Raw genomic sequence first — 19,430 nt, forward strand, 5'->3', positions numbered from 1 at the left:
CGCCGCCAGGTGATGACGCCCCCTTTGGGAGGTGATAATAAGGCAGGCATGGCTGATGACATGACTTCCCCCCCACGGCGCAATCCTAACCAAGGTCCCGCTGTGGCTTTGGTGGATGATGACCGCAACATCCTTGCCTCTGTCCGGATGAGCCTTGAAGCCGAAGGCTTCACAGTGCGCACGTACAGCGATGGTGAAAGCGCCTTGCGGGGCATGATGACGACCCCACCTGATGTGGCCGTCCTGGATGTGAAGATGCCCCGTATGGATGGGATGGAACTGTTGCGGCGCATCCGCAGCCGTTCCACCATGCCTGTGATTTTCCTCACCTCCAAGGATGATGAGCTTGACCAGCTGACGGGGCTGCGCCTGGGGGCGGATGATTACATCACCAAGCCGTTCTCGGTTCATTTGCTGGCTGAACGGTTGCGTGCTTTGCTGCGCCGACAGGAAGCCGCCATCCAGGTGGCCACAGGCCAAGGCCGTGAGCAAAGCCTGCCGGTCGTCCGTGGTGACTTGACCCTCGATAGTGAGCGCCACCAGTGCCTTTGGCAGGGCCATGAAGTTTCCCTGACCGTGACGGAGTTCCTGATTGTGCGCGCGCTGGCCACCAGGCCAGGCATGGTAAAGTCGCGCGACCAGCTGATAGACGCCGCCTATGGTGACAGCGTCTATGTCGATGACCGTACCATTGACAGCCACATCAAGCGCATTCGCAAGAAGTTCCGCCAGGTTGACGACACCTTTGCCCAAATCGAGACCCTGTACGGCATCGGGTACCGTTACAAAGAGTGACGGGCTGGCTTAGACAGTGGTCATGAAAGCAAGCAACGCCCAAGGCAGCTTGAAGCTGGGCGCCACGCCCCCAACGGCACCCTCCCCTGGATGTTCTGGCGCGCGCCCAAGCTGGTCAAGGGCTTTCAAGCGCTGGTGGCGGCGCTGCCGTTCCCCCATGCTTGTGCGGATTTTACTGCTCAATCTGGGGCCGCTTGTGGTGCTGGCAGGCATGTTGCTTTCTATCACGCAGTTCCAGACCAGCTTGCTTGAATCAGACGTGACGTCCCTGCGTGAGGAAGCCCGGATCTACGCTGACGCGCTGAGTGAGGTCACCGTCCACCCTACGCCAGATGGACCAGCCATGGATCCCTTGGCGGCCAGTTCTTTGCTTCAGGCCTTAATGGCGGGCAGCGGCAACGCCCATGTGGCACTTTACAATGGTGGCGGGCAGTTGGTGGTGGCCATGCGCCGCGTCAGGCGCAGCCATGGCAGCGCGCTGCTCCCCCACCCGCCAGCCTTGGGGCGCCGTATGGGGGAGGACACCATTGATGGCATCTATGGCTGGCTGCTGTCACGTCTGCCTCTCAGCACCAGCACCGGCCCCGTTCCTTTTGAAGAGAACCCACCCCCACTTGGGCAGGAACCTGTTGGCATGGGCGCCAAGATCGGCCTCATGATGGGGGAGGGGCCGGCGCGCATTAAGCGCACTTCGCACCATGAATTCGTCATCACGATTTCAGAGCCTGTGCTTTATGACGGCGTACGCGTTGGTGAAATCATCCTGACGCGCCACGACCCGGAAATCGATCATTCCCTTTTCGCTGTGCGTTCCCTTATCCTGACCATGATGCTGGTGACGTTGGCCGTTTCTGCTGTTCTGTCCTTTATTCTTGCCCTGACCATTGCGCGGCCTTTGCGGCATTTGGCCTTGGCCTCCCAGGCCATGGGGGAAAGCGCCCAGGGCCGCACTGACCCCGTGCCAGCGCCCTTGCTGGCGCGGCGCGATGAGATCGGCTCTTTAGCGCGCGCTTTGCGCACAAGTACCCTTTCGCTTTGGGGGCGCATTGATGGCACGGAGAGGTTTGCCTCTGAAGTCTGCCATGAACTCAAAAACCCCCTTGCCTCGATCCGCTCAGCATTGGAAACATTGCCGCGCTTGAAAGAGCCAACCCAGCGCCAACGCTTGCTGAGCATCGTGCGGGCTGATGTGGCGCGCCTGGAGCGGTTGATCGCTGACATATCGGATGCTAGCCGCGTGGAAGGCGACCTTTCGCGCCGCACGCGCCATGCAGTAGCTGTGGTGCCCTTGCTGGCATTGCTTGTGGAGCTTCACCAAACAACGCGGGATGCTGAGGGTACCCGCATGCGCCTTGAGGCTGTTGAGACCGACCCCCCCCTAGCTGTGATGGCGGTGGAGGACAGGCTTGTGCAGGCGCTGCGTGGCCTCATCAGCAATGCCATTTCCTTCTCCCCCCCCCAGGGCACCATTACCCTGCGCGCTAAGCAGGTGCAGGTAGCCGACCATGGAAGTGATGAGACAGGCGCCCGTTTGGTTGGTCCCCATGCCTCCTTGCGCCCTGCTGTGGAAATCGTGGTGGAGGATGAGGGGCCAGGCATCCCGCCAGATCAGCTGGAGAACATTTTTGAGCGCTTTTACTCAGAACGCCCCCAAGGTGAAGGGTTTGGCCAGCATTCAGGATTGGGGCTGGCCATCTGCCGACAAATCATCACGGCGCTTGATGGCACGGTGAAAGCGGAGAACGTGTTGAAAACCGGACCAGATGGCAAAGGGCATGTGGCTGGGGCGCGTTTTGTGGTTATTCTGCCGTGCGCCCCTTTGGGGAACAATGACTATTCGAGTGGAATGGGGAACAGTGGGGATTGAGAACCTCCCCTTTCCGTTCAAACCAAGGCCGCACAGGCTGGATTTGGTTGCGTAAGGCGCGCTTTCGGGGACACGGTTCCCTGAAATGAATGCCCTTCAAAGCTGTTTTGTTGGGCTTAGATTGGTGCTGGGGAAGGCTTTGCTGATGACCACCATGTTCAGGGTAAAATAACGCCATGTCACCTGTTCTCACTTGGTTGACTGACCCCACCCCCCTTTGGGGGGATGCTTGCCGCGCCCCAGCAGGGGAGGGTGGTTTAACTGCCAGCTCTCCGCAGAATGCCCCTGGAGAGGGCCAGGACAATGCGCACCGCATTGTGGTGGTGACGGGTGTTTCAGGTGCAGGCAAAGGTTCTATCCTCAACCACCTTGAGGACTTGGGTTATGAGGTGGTGGATAACCCACCATTGGATTTGCTTGTCGCCTTGGCTGAGCGCACAGACAAGCCCTTGGCAGTGGGGGTAGATGTTCGCAGCCGTGGGTTTGAGCCGCACCGCCTTTTGGAGGCCCTTTCAGCATTGCGCATGCGCCATTGGGTTGTGCAGATCGTGTTCGCTACAGCCGACAATGACGTGATTTTGCGCCGCTACACCGCCACGCGTCGCCGCCACCCCCTGGCGCTGGGCGGCAGCATTGAACCAGTGCTTGAACGTGAGCGCGACATGTTGGCCCCCTTGCGCCACAAAGCTGACCTGGTCATTGACACAACCGACCTGCCCTTGCCGGAGCTGCGGCGGTTGGTCAACACGCGTTTTGGCGTGAAGGGTGCCCGCGGGGGGCTTGGTGTGGTGGTGATGTCATTCGCCTATCCAGCTGGCCTCCCCCATGAGGCCGACATGGTTTTTGATGTCCGGTTTCTGGCCAACCCCCACTATGAACCTACTTTGCGGGCAGCCACTGGGTTGGAGGGGCGCGTTTCAGACCATGTGCAGGCAGACGGGCATTTCAGGGAATTTTATGAAGCTGTGGAGCGTTTGGTGAACATTGTGTTGCCGCGTTTCGTGGCTGAGGGAAAAAAGTACTTGACCATCGCTTTTGGGTGCAGTGGCGGGCAGCACCGCTCTGTCACCGTGGCGGAAAAATTGGCTGCTGATTTGGCGCAGGCCATCAGTGCCCAGCGCCAGGCAGGGGTGGGTGGGGCCATAGGAGTGGATTCCATCATGGTGGTCCACCGTGAACTGGCGCGCCGCGGCCTGACCACCTGGCGCTGGGCACTGCCACCTGAGCAGGTTCAGGCAGTCCAGGCCTTAACGCCATGAAGGGAGCGGTAGCGCTGAAGGAGACAGGCCAACCCACCAGTTTCAGCCCGGCCATCCAGGCGCAATTACAGCATGCTGAACAGCTCTGCACTGCCCGGGGGGAGAAGCTGACGGCGGTCAGGCGGCAGGTGTTGGGATTGGTTTTGGCGTCATTGCGGCCTGTGGGGGCTTACGACCTGCTTGAACGCTTGCGCCACAGCCGCACCAACGCCGTGCCCCCAACCATTTACCGTGCACTTGATTTTCTGCGCGCCCAGGGCTTCATCCACAAGATTGAGCGCCTCAGCGCTTTTGTGGCGTGCCATGATATGGTCCATCAGGGTGAGGGTGCCCTACTCAATGGCGCTCAAGCACATGATCCTCAAGGTTGGCACCATGCTGACCAAGCCCAGTTCCTTATTTGCCGCCATTGTGGTGAGGCGAGAGAGCTACGCCATGAAACGTTCCGCACCATCATGGAAGAGACCGCGCACCAAGAAGGTTTCGAACCTGAAACAGCCGTGGTGGAGATAACAGGGCGCTGCAAGCAGTGCCGCCAATGCCAGGAACATGGCCAGGAAAACTGATTAGCGCGAGAGGGCTTGCACGTTTTGGGGTGGCTGCCAGGGTAAGGCAGCGGGGAGGAACTTTAGGCAGTACGTCAGCACATGGCGGCTTTGCAGGTTAATTTTCCCCAGGCCGTTTTCATCATGGGGCCATGGCTTGGATATGAAAGCACACTGCGCTAGTGTCCCGGTTACTGCTGGACATTTGATGAATGTCCATTAAAAACGGCTTTAAGGACCGGGGCCCGGCCCCAGCGAAGTTCATGAAGTCCTTTGGCGTCACCTACGGTGGGAGAACACCTTCAACATGACCTCAACCGCACAGCCGGCCTCCGGCCCTAACGCTGACGCGACGAACGGCTCTGCCGCGCGCCGCATCATGCTGTATTGCATATTGACATCCCTAGCCGCCCTTCTGGTCGGCCTGGACACTGGCCTGCCTGCTGGTGTCATCAATGCCTGGGCTGCCCAATATCATGTCGATCCCCTCCTGCAGGGTGGCTTTGCAGCCTGCATGTTGGTTGGCGCCATTGTTGGTGCCATGTCTGGCGGGTTTTTCTGTCAGCATTATGGCCGCAAGAAAACGCTTTCCCTGGCTGGCATTTTCTTTGCCGTTGGCGCGCTCTGCGCCATGTTCAGCTGGAACGTGCCCACCATGTTCGCCTCCCGCGCTATTGTCGGGTTGGGTTTTGGCCTGACGAACTTCACGGGCGCGCTCTACCTCTCTGAAATCGCGCTGCCCATCCAACGCGGCATCATGGTGTCCACGTTCCAGCTGTTCATGACGATCGGCATCCTGGTTCAGTTCTTCTACAACACCCTTTGGATTCCAAGCGGCAACTGGCGCGGCATGATCAGCCTTGAAGCTGCTGTGGCCGTTGTGTTCGTCCTGGGTTCACTCATCCTGCCTGAAAGCCCCCGTTGGCTGGCCGCCAAGGGTGAGCACGCCAAGGCGCTTAAGGTCCTCACCATGCTGCGCGCCACGCCTGAGGAAGCCCAGGCTGAGCTTGACGAGGCCCTCAGCGGTGGCGAGCACAAGAAGTCTGACGGTTGGCACCTTTTCCGCACCAACTCCAACTTCCGCCGCTCTGTCGGGTTGGGCATGTTGCTGCAGATCTTCCAGCAGTTCTGCGGCATTAACGCAGTGCTGTTCTATGCCCCTAAAGTCCTTCAGGCAGCTCATTTCGGTGAACTTGGCCAGATGTGGGGCACAGTGGCCATCGGTGCCGTCAACGCCATCATGACTGTGTTTGCCATGCGCTACTCAGACCGTCTTGGCCGTCGCCCCATCATGTACCTGGGCTGCACGGCCATGACGATCGCCATGGGTGGTCTGGCCTTCCTGTTCACTATGGGCTGGTCTGACGTGGCTGCCCAGTTTACCACACTGGCGTTGATCTTCCTGTTCGTCGCTGGTTTCGCCATGTCGGCTGGGCCCATTGTGTGGCTGCTTTGCGCTGAAATTCAGCCTGCGGCTGGCCGTGACTTCGGCGTGACGGTCTCCACAGCCACCAACCTGACCTTCAGCTTGATCATCGCCCAGAGCTTCCCAGCTGTTCTGGCCTTCATGGGCAAAGCGGACACTTTCTGGCTGCTGACCATTTTCAACGTGCTTGGCCTGCTGCTGATCTACTTCCTGACGCCTGAAACCAAGGACGTCTCCCTCGACACCATTGAGAAGAACTTGTTGAGCGGCAAAAAGCTGCGTGACATTGGCCGTTGAAAAACATTGCCTCTCAGCAAGGGCAGTGAATTGAACCTTCCCTGAACGGCAACTACTTTCAATATTGAAAGGCGGGCTTCCCAATTGGGGCGCCCGCCTTTTGTGTTACATGTGCTGCCAGCTTGTTGGGACTGAAAGCCACACCTTGGAGTGTCCTTTTCCTGAGTGCCCCAGCCCAGGGATGGGAACGCTGCCCATGATAACGCATATAATTTAAGGGTAAGGAAGGTGGGGTGCGTGCACCGGGTTCAGTGCTTCCTGAAGGGACCTTAGGGGCAGCCAGAGAGGTAACGGCTTTCCCAGCCAAAACGCTGCGCCCAATTCTCTGTGTCCATGAAAAACGCCTTGGCTTGTGCCAAGGCGTTGCTTTGTAGGCCTGTGCCCTGTCAGGGCAATAGCTCAGCTGGGGCAGCGGTTTGTCCTCAAATCAAGGCCCCTCAATGCATGGAAACATTGATGTGCAAAGCATGAAAACGCTTGAACACATCCCCCAGCAGGGCCGTCTGAATGCCTGTGGCGTCACGCGCGGTGGCGTACCAGAAGGCTGCCGTTAGAACTACCTCCATGTCACCGATGTGGGTCACCGGCACGACTGGCGCTGGAAAGGCCAGGATGAGTTCCTGGTCATTCATGGCGTCCATGAGGACCTGGCGCGCTTGGTCAAGGTCCGTGCTGGCTGAGAACGTGAAGTTCAGCGCCATGCGTGAAGGCAGCCCACCGAAACTCGCATTGTTCACATCCGATGAAATGAACTGCGAGTTGGGCACGATCAAAGTGGAACCGTCACCCAGCAAAGTGATGTCTGTCGCGCGGATATTGACGCGCCGTACCTCACCGCTTTTGCCGTTGATGTTGATGATGTCGCCTGGTTGCATGGGGCGTTCAGCCAGCAAGATGAGGCCTGAGATGAAGTCCTTGACGATGGACTGCAATCCAAAGCCCACCCCCACTGAAAGCGCGCTGACAACCCATGTCAGGTTCTGGACGGACAGGCCCAGCATGGAAAGCACCGTCAACCCCATGCCAATCCAAATCATGTAGGCCAGGATGCTGATGATGGACGTGCGTGCGCCCATTTCCAGGTTGGTGGTGGGGAAAAAGCGGTTTTCCAGCCAATCCCGCACATAAGCGATGAAGTAATGGGTGCCCACGATGATGGTCAGGCAGATGACGATTTTTTCTGGCGAGATGTCAACGCCCGCGCCAGAGGTGCCAATGAAGATGTGGTGCATGCGTTCCCACAGCACCGCGAGCGAAAGATCGCCGTGAGTTTGCAGCAGGGCAATCAGGACGATGATAAGCGCCAGTGAACCGAAAGCCCCAAGCAGAACTTCAAACTGCTTGAGGTGGCGTGGCGACACGCCAATGGAACAAATCCATTTGCCCAGGCCAAATGAAGGGTTGAGCAGTTCCCGAACGGCCGTTTGCCATGCCCCAGCCAAAACACCGGTGACGCTGATAGCGTAGATGAAGTCAATGATGATGCCATTGAGGACATAGGCAAAGGTGATATAGCCCGTAGCCACCGCACCAGCTGTGAGGGTGAAAACAAGCACGCAAAGGGCGTAGAGCGGCTTGCGGAAGTTGATATGGGAGGTTTTCCGCAGCAGAGGTGATGGTGGCAGGGCAGGCAGCTTCACCGCCGCCCGGTCGTGGCCCTGGCTGCTTTCATGCGTTGATGGGGAGGATGTGCTGCCCTCTTGGCTAGGCTTGCTTGTTTTGGATTGGCCATTGCGCACTATGGTCCGCCCCAGCAGGACAATGGCCACAGCGCCGATCAGGGCTACAATGCCACTGAACAGGCCTGCCAGGCTTTGACCGATGATCTCCTGGTTTTGCAAAGCGTTGAGCATAGCGTAGCCCATCAGCTCACAACCTAGGTAAAGGCTGAGGATGCGTGTGGATTGGCCATGGTGCCATTGGGAAAGGGGAATCCCCGCCCCCAGCACGAAAGCACACGCTGGCAGGCTGACCGTCACAGTGTAGGTCAGCACCATGGGGGAAGGCAGCAGCAAGTTGTTCCAGAGAAGCCAGAACAGGCAAGCCATGAGTGCGCAGGCAATGCCCGTCACCAAGGCTGCCAGGGGCTGCCAGCCAGCTAGCCACTGCTGCTGGCCAGGAGTGAGCTGGTTGAGAGGGACAGCTTTGCTTGAAGGCCTTGGATGTTTATCTGAAGCGCTGCCAGCAGCATCTTGATGGGGTGGCGGGGAGGATTGGTTTAGCTGGTCGTCCTTGGCAGTGCCCTGGTCATCCCCGTCTCCTCCTGCTTTAGGGCTACTGGCGCCAGCTGGCAGTTGGCTGCCAGAGGGTGTGGCCTCAGGCACGGTTTGCCCAAACATCCTGAGCAGGAAACGCAAGATGTATTTGACGAGCACACGCCCCAGGAGGTTGCTGCCCACCAGCGCAAGCAGCAAGCCCAAGGGCAGGATGATGACGCTGTGCAATATGCCCACATACTGCATGGATTGCAGGGCATCCTGCCCTTCGCGCCAAACATTGCGCCAAAAAGCCAGGCCCAGGGGCGAATAGTCCCGGTGGGAGAGGGTAGCTTGCTGAATGTGGTTGGTGAGCGAGCTCAGCAGGTTTTTGAGCTGACTGGTTTCCAGCTCGCATAATTTGGCCTGGACAGTCAGCGCCTTGAAGGCGGTAGCGTTTTGGAGGGCTTTGGCCCGCTGGGCTGTGATAGTGGGCGCTTCGCCTGGCTGTGGCGTGGGGCCCAGGATGTCCAGCAGCGCCTTGATGGCGCTGTTGTAGGATTGCAGCTTGCCCAGAATGGACTGGACATCACCCCGAAGGGTGCTGACCTTGTCCATGTAAATGCTCAAAATAAAGCCCGTGGGGGCAGGGTCTGCGGTCTCCAGAAGGTTGTAGATCTCACTCAGCTTATGCTGGTCAGCGTCAAGGCGTTTGGTTAGGTCCGTTATCACGCGGTTCCAGCCAAAACGTTTCTGGGGACCTTGCTGGCTTGTGGCAGGCTGGTTTGGCGCAGGCGCAGCCGTTGTGGTCGCCCCCTCCCCATGGATGGTGCCAGGCCTAGGCGGCAGTTCAGGCTGCGTGTTTTGGTTTGCTGGCTGCGCAGGTGAGGATGGGGCGAGCTGGGTGGGTGGAGTCTGGTCCTTGGCCGCGCTTGTGGCTGCCAGAGCAGGGCTGCCCAGTAGGCTGGCCACCAAGGCCACACTGGCCATCCATGCCATGGAGCGTTGAGGCAAAGGGAAAGAGCTGAAGTTCTGGGCTGGTTTCTGCGGTGGCCTGATCATGCCGATGGTACAATCCCAATTGTTGACGCTGTGAAACATCATCCTGGGTGCTACGCCAAGGATGGGAGGGGAAGGCCACTGGAAACACGACCAATGGCCCTAACGGGCTGCATTCCAAAGCGCATGGGCAGCCCACCTGTGGTTCAACAGGCGTGGGCGCGCAGGCGGCCTTCTGCGCGTTCACTGCGCAGTTGACGGATGGATTCAAGGCCATGGCTGCGCATGGCTTCAAGAAGTTCGCGCTTAATGCGGCTGATGACGCTGGGCCCATCATAAATGAAGGATGAATAGATTTGCACGAGGTCGGCACCCATGCAAAGGCGTTCAAAAACGTCGCGCCCGCTTTCAATCCCCCCTGTGGAAATCAGCACCAGCCGCCCCTCATTGCAGGCGGCAACGGTTCGCAACACTTCACGTGCGCGCTGGGCCAAGGGGCGCCCTGAAAGCCCGCCCACCTCCGAAGCCAAGGGGCTGCCCACACCAGGGCGCGTGGTGGTGGTGTTAGTGAGCACAAGGGCTGAGGCGCCACTGCGTGCCGCCGCTTCCACAAGGGGGGGGTAATCTTGTGAGGACAAATCAGGTGAAAGCTTGATGGCCAGCGGCGGGTGCACAGGGCATTGCTGGCGCACAGCCGCTAGGACCGCCCCTATGGTGTCAGCCCCTTGCTGGGCACGCACGCCCTGCTGGTTAGGGCAGGAAATGTTGATGACCATGTAACGGGCAAACGGCCCAAGTGCATTGATTAATGTTGGGTAATCCTGCAGGGGATGGGCGCCTTCCTTGTTGAGGCCGATATTGATGCCAAGCGGCACGATGCTGCCACCATGGCGTTGAAGGCGGTGCATGTTGGCTTCAAAGGCCTTTGCCCCCCGACCGTTGAAACCCATACGGTTGATGATGGCCCTCTCGGCAGGCAAGCGAAACAGGCGCGGGCTTGGGTTGCCCTTCTGGGGATGTAAGGTAACAGTTCCAGCCTCAATGAAACCAAAGCCCAGCCGGGCCAACCCTCTGATGGCGCGTCCATCCTTGTCAAAACCAGCAGCTAGCCCAACGGGGTTGGGACAGCGCATCCCCATGACGTCGCAAGCCAAGGCTGGATCATCAGGACGTGCCCAACCCGCCAGGCCGCTCTGGAGCGTGCGCATGGCCACTTCATGGGCGTCTTCTGGGCCCAGGCGCCGCAGAAGCCATGCGGCCATTTCGCTTGCCCTCACCATTGTCACGTCACCTTTATCAAGGAAGAATTGCGATGGTTTCGAACGTTGGCTGAACAAGCAAAGCTGCTGGAACGCTGGCCTGTTCACCCTGTAGCCCCGGCCCCACCATGTTGCGGGGCTCTCTTAGGGCACCATAGCAAATTGCCAAGGGGCAAATGTAAATAAACAGGCAAAGGGGATGACAGTTCATGCCTAGCTGTTTGGGAAGGGCCCTGGGGCTGACTGGCGCCAGATGAAAAACCAATGAACGATCATGGCAAAAGCTAGAAAATCACCTCTACGGCCAAGCTATCCGCACTGCGAGTTTTGGCAGTTTGTCAAGCAAGACCGGGTTGAAGGCCTGTTCAGGCGCTCGAGTTTTTGAACCTTCCCCTGGTGTATGGCCAATGAGGGAAAAGTCATGCTTTGGCCATCTGGTGCCCTCCATCACGGACCGCACCCAAACCAGAGGCTGTTTCCATGAGGTGTTACAAAATCCTTCAAGATATTTGTGACGCTTCGTTAACATCTAGCCGTACCTGAAATGAACTGGCACAGTTCAGGGATGATGGCTTGCACCGTTCTTGCACCATCAACGACCTTTAAACCCTCCTTTAAGGCCGCAACACCATGCCCCCTTCAAACAGGACGTTCTGTTTTTCCTCCCTTAAGCGTTTGCTTAACGCCATGACCATGCGCATGGCTGGCAGGGGCATGATTCCACTAATCACTTTTGCAGCCCTGACCACAGGTCTGGCTGGGTGCGCAGAAGACAGCACCTACTGCAAAGGGACTGTACATGATGCGGCTTTTTTCGTTGCGGGGGTAATGTGGCCTGCTTGGCCTGTCAGCCCGCAGGCTTTGTGCCCCGTGCCCAACACTGCCCATGAATGCCACATGCTGGACCGCGCCACTGCATGCGCCACCCCCCAGCCTGATATGTCTAAGGCGCTTAACAGCACGCTCACCCTCAATCAAGCCAGCTTGAAAGCGGATAACGGCGCCCCACCGACTGGCACCATCACCCCTGCCGCCAGCTGGGTGACGGAAAGCCGCCCTGGGCAGTGCGTTTTGCGCGCTCCCACCCTGCCAGGCGGCGTAGCACCGCTGGTGCTGGTGCAGAACGCCCAAGGTGTGGCGGCAGGCGTCATGGCGCCCGCGCTGGCCAATGGCAATGACAGCACCCCGGTCATGACCCTGGTGGTGCAGGACCGTTCCTCCCCCATGTTCTACCTCATGAACAATGTAATTTCAGGGGCTCTCAACACGCCTTACACCTTCTCTGGGCGCACGCTTGACGACAGGGGCGGGCAGCATTTCGTGAGCAAGGTCATGCGCTTGCTGTCTTTGTCAGGGGGGCAGGGGATGCTCTCAGAGCGTTTCGATAACAAGGAGGTGTGGCAATACAGCCTTGCAGGGGCCCCGCAGGCTGCCAGCGCTTTCAGCCAGTGTTCTGTGGCCTTGCAGGCCCAGGCGGACGCGCATCAATTGGCCCAGGCCAACCAGGCGGCCCAAACGGGCAAAGCGCAAAGTGCCGCCCTGGCTTCCACTGCTGGCCAACAGGCCCCTTCCCCCACACCTTGAGGGGAGTTGGCTGGAACAGTTTGGCTGGCCCAGCTGAGTGGGTGCCCAGCCAGCTGCCACAGTGCCAGGGCGCCAGGGTGGTTTGCACCATCCAGGCGCAGTGGCTTAGAAACGCTTCCCCATGAGCCTGCATTCACACACACCCCTGTCGTCCATACCGGTTCCAGGCCCCACAAAGGCTGGCACCGCTGCGGAACCCATGGCTGAAAAGCTGTTTCCCTTGCCAGCCATCGACCTTGGCGGGGGCGTCAGGATTGAGGATCCAGTCATTCTGGCGCCCATGTCCGGGGTCACGGATTTGCCTTTTCGCCGCTTGGCCCGTTCATTTGGCGCTGACCTGGTCATATCGGAGATGATTGCCTCCAAAGCCATGATTCATGACAATCCTGCCACCCAGCGCATGGCGTTGAGTGCTGGCAGGGGGGGTGTCAACGCTGTGCAGCTGACAGGCTGCGACAGTGACGACCTGGCAGAGGCAGCCAAGCGTGCCGAAGCGCTCGGCGCTCAAGTGGTTGACATCAATTTTGGTTGCCCTGCGCGTAAAGTGGCTGTTGGCCAAGCTGCTGGTTCCGCCTTGATGCGTGATGAGACACGCGCTGCCCACATGCTTGAACAAGTGGTCAAGGCGGTTAAAGTGCCTGTAACGCTGAAAATGCGCATGGGCTGGGACCATGAGAACCTCAACGCCCCCAGCTTAGCGCGCATTGCCCAGGAATGCGGCATCAGGATGCTGACGGTGCATGGGCGCACCCGCCAACAATTTTACCGTGGGCAAGCGGATTGGGGCTTTGTGCGCCGCGTGCGCGAGGCCTGCACGCTGCCTCTGATCGTCAATGGTGACGTGACGTCAGCTGCCACGGCGCGGCGCGCCCTGGAACTGAGCGGGGCTGATGGGGTGATGGTAGGCCGGGGCTGTTACGGCAGGCCGTGGTTCCCTGCGCGCCTGGCCCAAGCCCTGCGCTGCGGTGGAGAGGTGGAAACCATGCCCTTGGTTGAGGAGAAGGGGCTAGCGCTGCAGCATTACCAAGCCATGGTGGCGCATTATGGCCCCGTTTCTGGACCACGCGTAGCCCGCAAGCACATTTGCTGGTATTCAGCTGGCCTGCGCGATTCAGCCCTTTTCCGTTCAACAGTCAACAGGATGGAGGATGGTGCTGAGGTTTTAGCCTTTATCGCTAATTTCTATGACCGCCTGATTGAAAGTGACTGGCAGCGTAGCCTCCCTGAGTCCAACTCAGTCGCTACGCAGTTATGAAGTGCTTACCAGGAAACCGCCATGGCTGCATGTAAAGTTGGTTGGAGGCTAGCCATGGTTGACGGTTGTGGATAATCCCCCCCCTTTGAACGCAGGCCGGGTCACGGTGTTCTTCTGGCGCCTGGCTCAGCTGGGGCGGCGCCTGCGCAATGGCGCGCGCACTTGGGTTGTGCGCGTTACCAGCACACGTGGCGTCATCACCGTGATGGTCATTGCGCTTTGTCTGGCGTTCCTCACCTTTGCGTTGCTGGCTGGCGGCATGGGCATGGCGCTAGGGCACAATTCACTTATCCTGGCTTTGATGTTCCTGTTGGACCTGCTGGCCTTGATTTTGGTCGTTTTGGCAGGGTGGCGGCAAATTGGACGCCTGCAGGCCGAACGCCGCATGGGGTTGGCTGGAGCGCGCCTCCACACGCGCCTTGTGGCGCTGTTTGGCGTTGTGGCTGTGGCGCCCACCATCATTGTTGGCCTTCTGGCTGCTTTGTTTTTCCATTTCGGCGTGGAGATCTGGTTTTCCAATCGCGTTGACAGCGCCTTGACGGAAGCGCGCGAAGTGGCGGTTGGCTACCTGCATGAACACAACGCCAATACCCGCACAGAGGCCTTCGCGCTGGCCAACACGCTGCTGACGGTGGAAAATGACGAATTCGCCCAAGGCGCGGACCTTTTCCATGCCCCATCGCGCCTGCAGGTCCTCCTGGACAATGAGGTGCTAGAGCGCGGCCTGTCCGATGCCGTGGTGTTCGACCCCCTAACTGAGCGCGTTGTGGCCTCCGCCGGTTTCCTGAGTGGTCGCAACGCCCCCCCCAACACCCCCCAGGCTGAGCCGGAGCTGCCGCCGCGCTCCATGGTGGAAATGGCGCGCGCAGGCGATGTGGCCGTCCTTGACCAACCTGAGGATAGGGTGGTGCGCGCCGTGGTCTCCCTGGGGGGCAACAGTGGGTTGATGCTGGCCATCACCCAGCCTGTGGACCCAGAGATCCTGCGCCATGTTCACACCACCAGCGCCATTGTTGCAGGTTACAAGCACTTGCTGGCCCACAGGCGTGAAACCCAGGCCGTTTTTGTGGGCATCTTCGCCCTCATGGGACTGCTTGTCCTGGGTGTGGGCATGTTGATTGGGCTGCGGCTGGCCAACCGCATCGCCAGGCCTTTGAGCCTGCTTATTCTAGCGGCACGGCGTGTGTCCCATGGTGATTTGGCGGTGCGCGTGCCAGTGCCCCAAAATGGTGGGCGCCATGGCGCAGGCCGTGAAGGCGCAGGCCCAGCCCCTCATGAGCGTGACGATGAGGTGGCCGTGCTCTCGCGGGCCTTCAACCGCATGACGGACCAGCTTGAAAGCCAACGGGGCGCCTTGGTGACGGCCAACAGGCAGCTTGATGAGCGCCGGCGCTTCACGGAGACGGTCCTTTCAGGCGTTTCAGCTGGTGTGATTGGCCTGGACTGCCACCAAATCATCGAACTGCCTAACCGCACAGCCTCAGCTATTCTCCAGCGCAACCTTGATGACTGCATCGGCAAACCCTTGGCGGAAGTTGTGCCTGAATTCGCCCCCTTGCTGGCCGCTGCCCAACAGGACCCCACCAGGGAGCACACGGCGGAGGTGCAAATTGACGCTGAAGGCGCAGCAGCGCCAGGCGGCCCTGGCGATGGTGGCGGCGCAGGCGCTGGGCGCACCCTGCTTGTGCGTGTCGCTGGCGAGTTCGGCGCAGACCAGCTGCCCACCCAGCTCACGCGCGGCGCGCAGCATGAGGTCCAGCCCGCCAAAGCAGTTGGGCGCGGTCCTGTCCCTGCAGGCTACGTTGTGACGTTCGATGACATCACGGCCCTACAGATGGCCCAGCGCAAAGCGGCCTGGGCTGATGTAGCGCGCCGCATCGCCCATGAGATCAGAAACCCCCTTACCCCCATCCAGTTGGCCGCCGAACGCTTGCGGCGGCGCTTCCAGAAGGAGATCTCGTCAGACCCTGAAACTTACAGCCAGCTTGTAGAGACCATTATCAGGCAAGTGGGTGACATTGGGCGCATGGTTGATGAGTTTTCAGCCTTTGCACGTATGCCCCAACCTGAGATGGCCCCCCACGATTTGGCCAGGCTTTGCCGTGAAGCCCTTGTGTTGCAGCGCCATGCCCATCCTGAAATCACGTTTGAGACATCAGGCCTGGATGGGCCAAAGCTCACAGCCTTGTGTGACCGCAGGTTGATTACGCAAGCTTTAACCAATTTGCTGCAGAATGCCGCTGACGCCATCGACATGGCAGGGCGCCCGGCAGGGGTTGACGGCACGCGTGGCACGATAGCCCTTACCCTTCAGCGTGACGGGCATGACGGGGTGATAACAGTCATGGATGATGGTATTGGCCTGCCTTCTGCAGAACGTCACCGCTTGGTGGAGCCGTACGTCACCCACAAAGAGAAGGGAACCGGTCTGGGTCTGGCCATTGTGCGTAAAATCATGGATGCCCATGGTGGGGGCCTCAAGCTGGCTGACGCGGTTTGGGAACAACCCACCCCGGCAGAACAGATTGGCCCCGCACATGACTCAAAAGCCCCCCCAGGCACCCAGCTGGGGAGCGGTGTTGCACGGGGAACGCTTGTCAGCCTGCGCCTGCCACTGGCAGAACAGCAGGGGGGGACTACAGGCAACCAGGGCCTGGAGCGCTCTAAAACCTGATGGTTGGTGGCCAGGTGCGCCGTTGCGTTCACGGGTCCAGCCCCCTTTCAACCATCCCTGACACAAGGACGCTCGATGAAGCATGAGATTTTGATCGTCGATGATGAGCCTGACATCCGCTTTCTCCTGAAAGGGCTTTTGGAGGATGAGGGTTATGAAGTTCACGGGGCGGCCAATTCTGACGAAGCCCTGGCCGCCTTCCGTGAGCACAGGCCGTCCTTGGTCATTCTGGATATCTGGCTGCGCAATTCTGCCCTTGATGGCATTGGCCTGCTTGAAATCTTCAAGACCGAGGATCCAGACGTCCCCATTTTGATGATGTCAGGCCATGGCACGATTGAAACCGCTGTTGCCAGCCTTCAGAAGGGCGCCTACGACTTTGTAGAGAAGCCATTCCAGTCCGACCGCCTGGTCATGCTGGTTTCACGCGCTTTGGAGGATGCGCGCCTGCGGCGTGAAAACGCTGAGTTGCGCACAAGGGCCGGGCAGGAAATGACCCTTATGGGCACTTCTGCCCAGATGCAGGCTGTGCGTTCGCAAATCGCCCGGGTCGCCCCCACCAATTCGCGCGTCATGATCAGTGGTGGCGCTGGGGCTGGCAAAGAGGTAGCAGCGCGCATGATCCATGCTCAGAGCCGCCGTTCCGAAGGGCCCTTCGTGGTGCTGAACTGCGCCACGCTGGCGCCAGGCAGCTTTGAGGAGGAGTTGTTCGGCGCTGAAAAGGACGGCGAGACGCGCCGTGGGCTTTTGGAACGCGCCCACCGTGGTACGCTCCTACTTGATGAGGTCGCCGATATGCCGCTGGAAACGCAGGGCAAAATCGTGCGTGCCTTGCAACTCAAGACGTTTGAGCGGGTGGGGGGTGCACCTGTGCGCGCTGACGTACGCGTTATCGCTACCACCAGTCGCGACCTCAAAGAGGAGATCGCTGCTAGGCGCTTCAGGGAGGACCTTTACTACAGGTTGGCTGTGGTGCCGCTGCACATCCCCTCCTTGAAGGAGCGCCCAGACGATATCCCCGCCCTGGCACGGCATTTCCTTGAAACCTGCGCCATTTCATCAGGCCTTGGGGTGCGCGAGCTTTCAGTGGACGCTGTGGCCTCCCTGCAGAATTATGGTTGGCCTGGCAATGTCCGTGAGCTGCGCAACCTCATGGAACGTATGCTCATCATGGCTCCAGACGCCAGTAATGAGGCAGAGCCCATCCGGGCTGACATGCTGCCAGAGATCGTCCGCAAGGGTGCTCCTTCCATGAGCCGCCTCAATGCAGACACCGATGTGATGAGCCTGCCCCTGCGTGAGGCGCGCGACCATTTCGAAACGCAATATCTGCAGGTGCAGCTGATGCGTTTTGGGGGTAACATCAGCCGCACGGCAAATTTTGTCTGCATGGAGCGCAGCGCACTCCACCGCAAACTGAAACAGCTTGGTGTCACCCAGGATGACCGCTCCCGCGTGCCCGGTCAGGCTGCGCGCACAGATGCCAGCGCTGAAGGAACCACGTGACCATGACTGACACCACCCCCTCAAACGCTCCCTCCCCCCATGCTGTTCAGGATGTTTTCCTGTGCCACCTGCGCCGCAGCGCTGAAGCTGTGACGATTTTCCTGGTCAATGGCGTCAAGCTTCAAGGCACTGTGAGTAGCTTTGACCGCAACACCATCCTGCTTAAGCGCGATGGTCACGTGCAGCTTGTCTACAAAAGCGCCATCAGCACCATCATGCCCAGCACACCCATGCCGCGCGACATGGTTGAAGGGCTTGAGGAATACCCCGCTGCAGGTGATTTCTGAAGAATGACGGACGAATGACAACAGAGAACATCCAAGCAACGCCAGGCCGCAAAGGCGCCCTCCATGAAACGGCCACCCCCAAGGTGCGGGCTGCCGTGGTCCTGCCATGGGAGGCGCGCGGGCAGGGTGAATCGACCCGTGCTGCCGAAGCACGCCTGGCTGAGGCAGCTGGCCTGGCTTCTTCCATTGAGATGGACATTGTCCATCAGGACATCTTCACCATCCGCACCCGCCGCCCGGCCACCCTTTTTGGCCCCGGCCAGCTTGAACAGCTCAGCGATGCGGTGCGCGCGCTCGACATAGGCGTGGTCGTGGTGGATGCTCGCCTCTCCCCTGTGCAGCAACGCAATCTTGAGGAAGCTCTCAAGTGCAAGGTGATTGACCGCACAGGCCTCATCTTGGAGATTTTTGGCGCCCGCGCCGCCACGCGTGAAGGTGTGCTGCAGGTGGAGCTCGCCCACTTGGAGTATCAGCGTTCACGCCTGGTGCGGCTTTGGACCCACCTTGAGCGCCAGCGTGGTGGCTTCGGCTTCCTTGGTGGCGCTGGCGAAACGCAGATTGAAGCTGACCGCCGCATGATTGGCGACCGCATCGTCAAGCTCAAGCGCGAGCTTGACCAGGTGCGGCGCACGCGCGGTCTGCACAGGTCAGCCCGCAAGAAGGTGCCCTTCCCGGTCGTGGCCCTGGTGGGTTACACCAATGCTGGCAAATCCACCTTGTTCAACCGCTTGACGGGGGCGGACGTCCACGCCCAGGACCAGCTGTTCGCCACCCTTGATCCCACCATGCGCGCCATTGACCTGCCTTCAGGGCGCAAGGTCATCCTGTCGGACACAGTGGGGTTCATCAGCGAGCTGCCCACGGAATTGGTGGCCGCTTTCCGCGCCACGCTGGAGGAGGTGGCTGAAGCCGACATCATCCTGCATGTGCGCGACATCGCCCACCCCGACACCGAAGCCCAGCGCGAGGACGTTCTGGGCGTCCTCAATGACATGGCCGCAGACGGCATCATGGATAGGGAGTGGCCAGCACGCACGGTGGAGGTCCTCAACAAAGCTGATTTGCTGGGCGGTACGGCGGACGTGCCTTTACGTGAGCGCGCTGTGGCTGTTTCTGCCTTGACGGGTGAAGGCGTACCAGATCTGCTGGAGCTGCTCGACAAGCACCTGACATCCTCCATGGAGGATGTCACCATCAAGATTGGATTGGCTGACGGCGCTGCTCTGGCTTGGCTTTATGAACATGGCGAAGTGGTGGAACGCCTCGACAGTGAGGAGGGGATGGTCCTGCATGTGCGGCTGTTTGAATCTGGCCTGAGCCGTTTCAGGCGCCGTTTCCCCAACGCCATTCTGGAAGGTGCGGCTGCTGAGGCCCTTCTGGCGGCAGAGCGCGCCTCTGAAGATGAGCTGGGCTTAGTTTAAATGCCCTTCCTTTAAGGGGGGTGATGAAAATCTTGCGTTTTTTTGACCTAAAACCCCTTGG

14 protein-coding genes are annotated in these 19,430 nt (G+C 59.6%); 11 read left to right on the plus strand and 3 right to left on the minus strand.

The window, feature by feature from the left end; all coding sequences use genetic code 11:
- Positions 1 to 60 precede the first annotated feature (60 nt).
- Positions 61 to 795 (plus strand): response regulator transcription factor, encoded by a 735-nt coding sequence (locus tag E3E12_RS05085; protein ID WP_141443357.1) that lies wholly within the window; start codon positions 61 to 63, stop codon positions 793 to 795.
- Positions 796 to 804: 9 nt separating this feature from the next.
- On the opposite strand, the gene E3E12_RS09045 is transcribed toward E3E12_RS05085, so the two are convergent.
- Complete coding sequence (locus E3E12_RS09045; RefSeq protein ID WP_240810645.1) at positions 805 to 1,008, minus strand: hypothetical protein; 204 nt, start codon at positions 1,006 to 1,008, stop codon at positions 805 to 807.
- Here E3E12_RS09045 and E3E12_RS05090 point away from each other — a divergent pair.
- The 4 genes from E3E12_RS05090 (at position 953) to E3E12_RS05105 (ending at position 6,189) form a co-directional block, all read left to right on the plus strand.
- A complete protein-coding gene (locus tag E3E12_RS05090) occupies positions 953 to 2,662 on the plus strand; it encodes an ATP-binding protein (RefSeq protein ID WP_240810607.1) in 1,710 nt (569 codons plus the stop codon). The two genes, E3E12_RS09045 and E3E12_RS05090, sit on opposite strands and share 56 nt — an antisense overlap.
- A 176-nt stretch (positions 2,663 to 2,838) precedes the next feature.
- A complete protein-coding gene (rapZ, locus tag E3E12_RS05095; protein WP_141443359.1) occupies positions 2,839 to 3,921 on the plus strand; it encodes an RNase adapter RapZ in 1,083 nt (360 codons plus the stop codon).
- A complete protein-coding gene (locus E3E12_RS05100; RefSeq protein ID WP_141443360.1) occupies positions 3,918 to 4,487 on the plus strand; it encodes a Fur family transcriptional regulator in 570 nt (189 codons plus the stop codon). The genes rapZ and E3E12_RS05100 overlap by 4 nt, the downstream gene beginning before the upstream one ends.
- A gap of 286 nt (positions 4,488 to 4,773) precedes the next feature.
- The gene (locus E3E12_RS05105) at positions 4,774 to 6,189 is read left to right on the plus strand and encodes a sugar porter family MFS transporter (RefSeq protein ID WP_141443361.1); all 1,416 of its coding nucleotides are present in this window, start codon (positions 4,774 to 4,776) and stop codon (positions 6,187 to 6,189) included.
- A 437-nt stretch (positions 6,190 to 6,626) separates the two neighbouring features.
- On the opposite strand, the gene E3E12_RS05110 is transcribed toward E3E12_RS05105, so the two are convergent.
- Together E3E12_RS05110 and E3E12_RS05115 are read right to left on the minus strand one after the other, a co-directional pair.
- Entirely contained in the window at positions 6,627 to 9,488 is a 2,862-nt protein-coding gene (locus tag E3E12_RS05110; RefSeq protein WP_141443362.1) for a mechanosensitive ion channel domain-containing protein, read from the minus strand.
- A 101-nt stretch (positions 9,489 to 9,589) separates the two neighbouring features.
- Entirely contained in the window at positions 9,590 to 10,645 is a 1,056-nt protein-coding gene (locus E3E12_RS05115) for a quinone-dependent dihydroorotate dehydrogenase (protein ID WP_240810439.1), read from the minus strand.
- 711 nt (positions 10,646 to 11,356) lie between these two features.
- On the opposite strand from E3E12_RS05115, the gene E3E12_RS05120 reads away from it, so the two are divergent.
- The 6 genes from E3E12_RS05120 to hflX all read left to right on the plus strand — a co-directional run bounded on the left by E3E12_RS05120 (position 11,357) and on the right by hflX (position 19,369).
- Positions 11,357 to 12,226 carry a hypothetical protein gene (locus E3E12_RS05120; protein ID WP_141443363.1) on the plus strand — a complete coding sequence of 290 codons (870 nt, stop codon included), beginning with the start codon at positions 11,357 to 11,359 and terminating at the stop codon, positions 12,224 to 12,226.
- Between the two features lie 199 nt (positions 12,227 to 12,425).
- Positions 12,426 to 13,481, plus strand: coding sequence for a tRNA dihydrouridine synthase DusB (gene dusB, locus E3E12_RS05125; RefSeq protein WP_141443364.1), 1,056 nt, complete (start codon positions 12,426 to 12,428; stop codon positions 13,479 to 13,481).
- Between the two features lie 205 nt (positions 13,482 to 13,686).
- On the plus strand, positions 13,687 to 16,155 hold the full coding sequence (locus E3E12_RS05130) for a sensor histidine kinase NtrY-like (RefSeq protein WP_141444100.1): 2,469 nt from the start codon (positions 13,687 to 13,689) through the stop codon (positions 16,153 to 16,155).
- A gap of 75 nt (positions 16,156 to 16,230) precedes the next feature.
- Positions 16,231 to 17,661: a nitrogen assimilation response regulator NtrX gene (ntrX, locus tag E3E12_RS05135; RefSeq protein WP_141443365.1), complete on the plus strand. Its 1,431-nt coding sequence runs from the start codon at positions 16,231 to 16,233 to the stop codon at positions 17,659 to 17,661.
- A 2-nt stretch (positions 17,662 to 17,663) separates the two neighbouring features.
- Entirely contained in the window at positions 17,664 to 17,948 is a 285-nt protein-coding gene (hfq, locus tag E3E12_RS05140) for an RNA chaperone Hfq (protein WP_141443366.1), read from the plus strand.
- A gap of 14 nt (positions 17,949 to 17,962) precedes the next feature.
- On the plus strand, positions 17,963 to 19,369 hold the full coding sequence (gene hflX / locus E3E12_RS05145) for a GTPase HflX (RefSeq protein WP_141443367.1): 1,407 nt from the start codon (positions 17,963 to 17,965) through the stop codon (positions 19,367 to 19,369).
- Positions 19,370 to 19,430 lie beyond the last annotated feature (61 nt).

It is taken from the genome of Formicincola oecophyllae, from assembly GCF_006542395.2.
Classification (GTDB): domain Bacteria; phylum Pseudomonadota; class Alphaproteobacteria; order Acetobacterales; family Acetobacteraceae; genus Formicincola; species Formicincola oecophyllae.

Coding starts and splice junctions, on each gene's coding strand:
- E3E12_RS05085 (WP_141443357.1), top strand. CDS start 61: ATGACTTCCCCCCCACGGCGCAATCCTAACCAAGGTCCCGCTGTGGCT.
- E3E12_RS05090 (WP_240810607.1), top strand. CDS start 953: ATGCTTGTGCGGATTTTACTGCTCAATCTGGGGCCGCTTGTGGTGCTG.
- E3E12_RS09045 (WP_240810645.1), bottom strand. CDS start 1,008: ATGCCTGCCAGCACCACAAGCGGCCCCAGATTGAGCAGTAAAATCCGC.
- rapZ (WP_141443359.1), top strand. CDS start 2,839: ATGTCACCTGTTCTCACTTGGTTGACTGACCCCACCCCCCTTTGGGGG.
- E3E12_RS05100 (WP_141443360.1), top strand. CDS start 3,918: ATGAAGGGAGCGGTAGCGCTGAAGGAGACAGGCCAACCCACCAGTTTC.
- E3E12_RS05105 (WP_141443361.1), top strand. CDS start 4,774: ATGACCTCAACCGCACAGCCGGCCTCCGGCCCTAACGCTGACGCGACG.
- E3E12_RS05110 (WP_141443362.1), bottom strand. CDS start 9,488: ATGATGTTTCACAGCGTCAACAATTGGGATTGTACCATCGGCATGATC.
- E3E12_RS05115 (WP_240810439.1), bottom strand. CDS start 10,645: ATGGCCGCATGGCTTCTGCGGCGCCTGGGCCCAGAAGACGCCCATGAA.
- E3E12_RS05120 (WP_141443363.1), top strand. CDS start 11,357: ATGATTCCACTAATCACTTTTGCAGCCCTGACCACAGGTCTGGCTGGG.
- dusB (WP_141443364.1), top strand. CDS start 12,426: ATGGCTGAAAAGCTGTTTCCCTTGCCAGCCATCGACCTTGGCGGGGGC.
- E3E12_RS05130 (WP_141444100.1), top strand. CDS start 13,687: ATGGTCATTGCGCTTTGTCTGGCGTTCCTCACCTTTGCGTTGCTGGCT.
- ntrX (WP_141443365.1), top strand. CDS start 16,231: ATGAAGCATGAGATTTTGATCGTCGATGATGAGCCTGACATCCGCTTT.
- hfq (WP_141443366.1), top strand. CDS start 17,664: ATGACTGACACCACCCCCTCAAACGCTCCCTCCCCCCATGCTGTTCAG.
- hflX (WP_141443367.1), top strand. CDS start 17,963: ATGACAACAGAGAACATCCAAGCAACGCCAGGCCGCAAAGGCGCCCTC.